This is a genomic window from Frankia sp. CcWB2, assembly GCF_977927585.1.
In genome coordinates, this window is record NZ_CDWRCM010000293.1 from 1 (window position 1) to 3,019 (window position 3,019).

Here is a 3,019-nt window from a genome sequence, read left to right on the forward strand (position 1 = left end):
GGTCAACGCATCGAAACCCCATGTGCGGAAGACAGAGCTAGACGGGCTGTCGTCTCCGGCGGCCTGCGAGGTCCCGTCCGCCCAGGCCATCGACGCGTGGCTGGCAGATCTCCTCGCCGGATGGGTTCCGGCGGCATGATCGGCAGCCCCGGGCTCAGGTGGCTGCCTGGCGGGCCGCGCCCGGCGGGCGCCGGTGCGCGCGTTTCCGGCGGGAAGCGGCGGAGCTGGTCGAGTCAGTACAGTCGAACCGGCCATTGTTCCGCCGCCGTCCGCAGATGGCGGTTGCGCAGCGGGCGGCTCGTCGTGTCGCCCGATTCTGCTTACGGAGTGTGTCTGTGTCTGCTCGTCTCGTCGTGCTCGCCTCGGGAGCGGGAACCACCCTGCAGGCGATCCTCGACGCAACCGCGGACCCCGGGTTCGGCGCGGCGGTCGTGGCGGTCGGCACCGACCGCTATGGCACCGGCGCGGAACGGCGGGCCCGGGCGTCGGGGGTCCCGGTGTTCATCGTTCGTCTCGAGGACCACGCGGACCGGGATGCCTTCAACGCCGCGACGGCCGGGCGGATCGCCGAGTTCGCGCCCGATCTGTTGGTCCTGGCGGGCTACATGAAGATTCTCAGTGCCCGGGTGATCGGCCGGTTCCGGACGATCAACACCCACCCGTCGCTGCTGCCCGCCTTCCCGGGAGCCACCGCGGTGCGTGACGCGTTGACCGCCGGGGTGAAGGTCAGCGGGGTGACGGTGCACTGGGTCGACGAAGGCGTTGACACCGGTCCAATCATCACTCAGCGGGCGGTGCCGGTTGAGCCAGGCGATACCGAGCAGACACTTCATGCACGGATCCAGAGCGTCGAGCGAGGACTGTTCGTCGCGACGATCGGCGAGATCGTGCGGGCCGGGAGCGGCGACTCGGCCCCGGCCGGACCTCGACGGGGCGAGCATGGGTCTCCCGCATTGGTAGAAGTTTGGATACAGGAGGAATCATGACGTCATCGGGCGAAGGTGTGGCCGGCGAGGGCGGGGCTGTCCGCGGATCCGAGCCCGGCGAAGTGGTCCCCACCGGGCGGCGGCCGCTGCGACGGGCGCTTGTCAGCGTCTACGACAAGAGCGGGCTCGACGTCCTCGCGGAGGCGTTCCTCGTGGCCGACGTCGAGGTGGTCTCGACCGGTTCGACCGCCGACGTCCTGGCCCGTCACGGGCTGGCGGTCACACCGGTGAGCACCGTGACCGGCTTTCCGGAGGTGCTGGGCGGTCGCGTCAAGACGCTGCACCCCCACGTGCACGCCGGTCTGTTGGCCGATCTGCGTAACGCCGAGCACGCCGCGGCGCTGGCCGAACTCGACATCGCCCCGTTCGACCTGGTCGTCGTCAACCTGTATCCGTTCGCCGCGACGGTCGCCTCCGGTGCGAGCGAGGACGAGGTGATCGAGCAGATCGACATCGGCGGTCCGGCCATGATCCGCGCGGCGGCGAAGAACCATGCGTCGGTCGCCGTCGTCGTCACACCCGGCGACTACACCGAGTTGGCCGCCGCAGTCCGCGGATCCGGATATGATCTTCCCGCTCGCCGTCGGCTCGCCGCGAAGGCGTTCGCCCACACCGCGGCGTACGACATCGCCGTGTCTTCGTGGTTCGCCGGCGCCGTCGCGCCGGACGAGGTGGCGCGGGAGAGCGGATGGCCCGACGTGCTGTCCGCGCAGTGGCACCGTACGGAGGTCCTGCGTTACGGCGAGAACCCCCATCAGCGCGCCGCGCTCTACGTGGAGAGCGACGCCGGGGGTCGGCCCGGCCTCGCCTCGGCCCGTCAGCTGCACGGCAAGCAGATGTCCTACAACAACTACACCGACACCGACGCCGCCCGCCGAGCAGTGTTCGACTTCACCGAGCCCGCCGTGGCCGTGATCAAGCACGCCAACCCCTGCGGCATCGCGGTCGGCGCCACCATCGCCGAGGCCCACCGCAAGGCGCATGCCTGCGACCCGGTCTCCGCCTTCGGCGGGGTGATCGCGACCAACCGTCCGGTCTCGGTCGAGCTCGCCGAACAGATCGCGGAGATCTTCACCGAGGTCGTCGTCGCACCGGCATACGAACCCGCCGCGGTGGAGATCCTCTCCCGTAAGCCGTCGATCCGGCTGCTGGAGTGCCCGCCGCCGCCGCACCAGCGCGGGATCGAACTGCGTCAGATCAGCGGAGGCCTGCTCCTGCAGTCGCGGGACGCCGTCGAGGCGCCGGGCGACGAGCCGTCCGGATGGACGCTGGAGGCGGGATCACCTGCGGACGAGGCCCTACTGGCCGAGTTGCGGTTCGCCTGGCGGGCGGTGCGCTCGGTGAAGTCGAACGCCATCCTCCTCGCGTCCGGCGGTGCCACCGTCGGCGTCGGGATGGGCCAGGTGAACCGGGTGGACGCGGCCCGGCTCGCGGTGACCCGGGCCGGGGACCGGGCGAAGGGGGCCGTCGCCGCGAGCGACGCCTATTTCCCGTTCCCTGACGGCTTCGAGGTGCTCGCCGAGGCGGGGGTGCGGGCCGTGGTCGAACCGGGCGGGTCGGTGCGCGACGAGCTCGTCATCACGGCCGCCCGAGAGGCCGGCGTCACGCTCTACTTCAGCGGTGTCCGCCACTTCGCGCACTGACAGCGGGCCACCAGGCCGGTGGCACCGGCGTATGTTCCGCCAGCCACCGGCCGAAGCCTTTGCCGAGGAGTCGTCGGCGGCCCCGGCACGCATCTCTTCACCAGCGCATGTCTTCACCGGAATCGGCGGCCCCATCGCAGATGCCCGTCCGTACGCCGATACTCCAGTTCGATCGAAGGAGTCGACTCGCCGGTGTCGCCGGTGTCGCCGGCGATCCCGGTGCCGTCGCTCGCCACGACGCCGGGCGCCCCCGGCGCGTCGGTGCGGGTGTCCGGTCGGGCACTGGGCAGGCGTCCGGGACGCTGGTTGACCTCCGGTAGATGATCACTGTCAGGCCGATGATCGGCCTGGGACAGCGACAGTCCGGCCGCGGCCGCGCCGGGCCGGGCC

3 protein-coding genes are annotated in these 3,019 nt (G+C 71.2%); 2 read left to right on the forward strand and 1 reads right to left on the reverse strand.

Going from position 1 to position 3,019, the window contains the following annotated elements:
• Window positions 1-335 precede the first annotated feature (335 nt).
• A complete protein-coding gene (purN, locus tag ACY45C_RS20650) occupies window positions 336-986 on the forward strand; it encodes a phosphoribosylglycinamide formyltransferase (RefSeq protein ID WP_462189211.1) in 651 nt (216 codons plus the stop codon).
• On the forward strand, window positions 983-2,629 hold the full coding sequence (purH, locus tag ACY45C_RS20655) for a bifunctional phosphoribosylaminoimidazolecarboxamide formyltransferase/IMP cyclohydrolase (RefSeq protein ID WP_462189213.1): 1,647 nt from the start codon (window positions 983-985) through the stop codon (window positions 2,627-2,629). Before purN ends, purH begins: the two co-directional genes overlap by 4 nt.
• Window positions 2,630-2,742: 113 nt before the next feature.
• On the opposite strand, the gene ACY45C_RS20660 is transcribed toward purH, so the two are convergent.
• On the reverse strand, window positions 2,743-3,019 hold a 277-nt coding region (locus ACY45C_RS20660), incomplete at its 5' end, for a hypothetical protein (protein ID WP_462189214.1).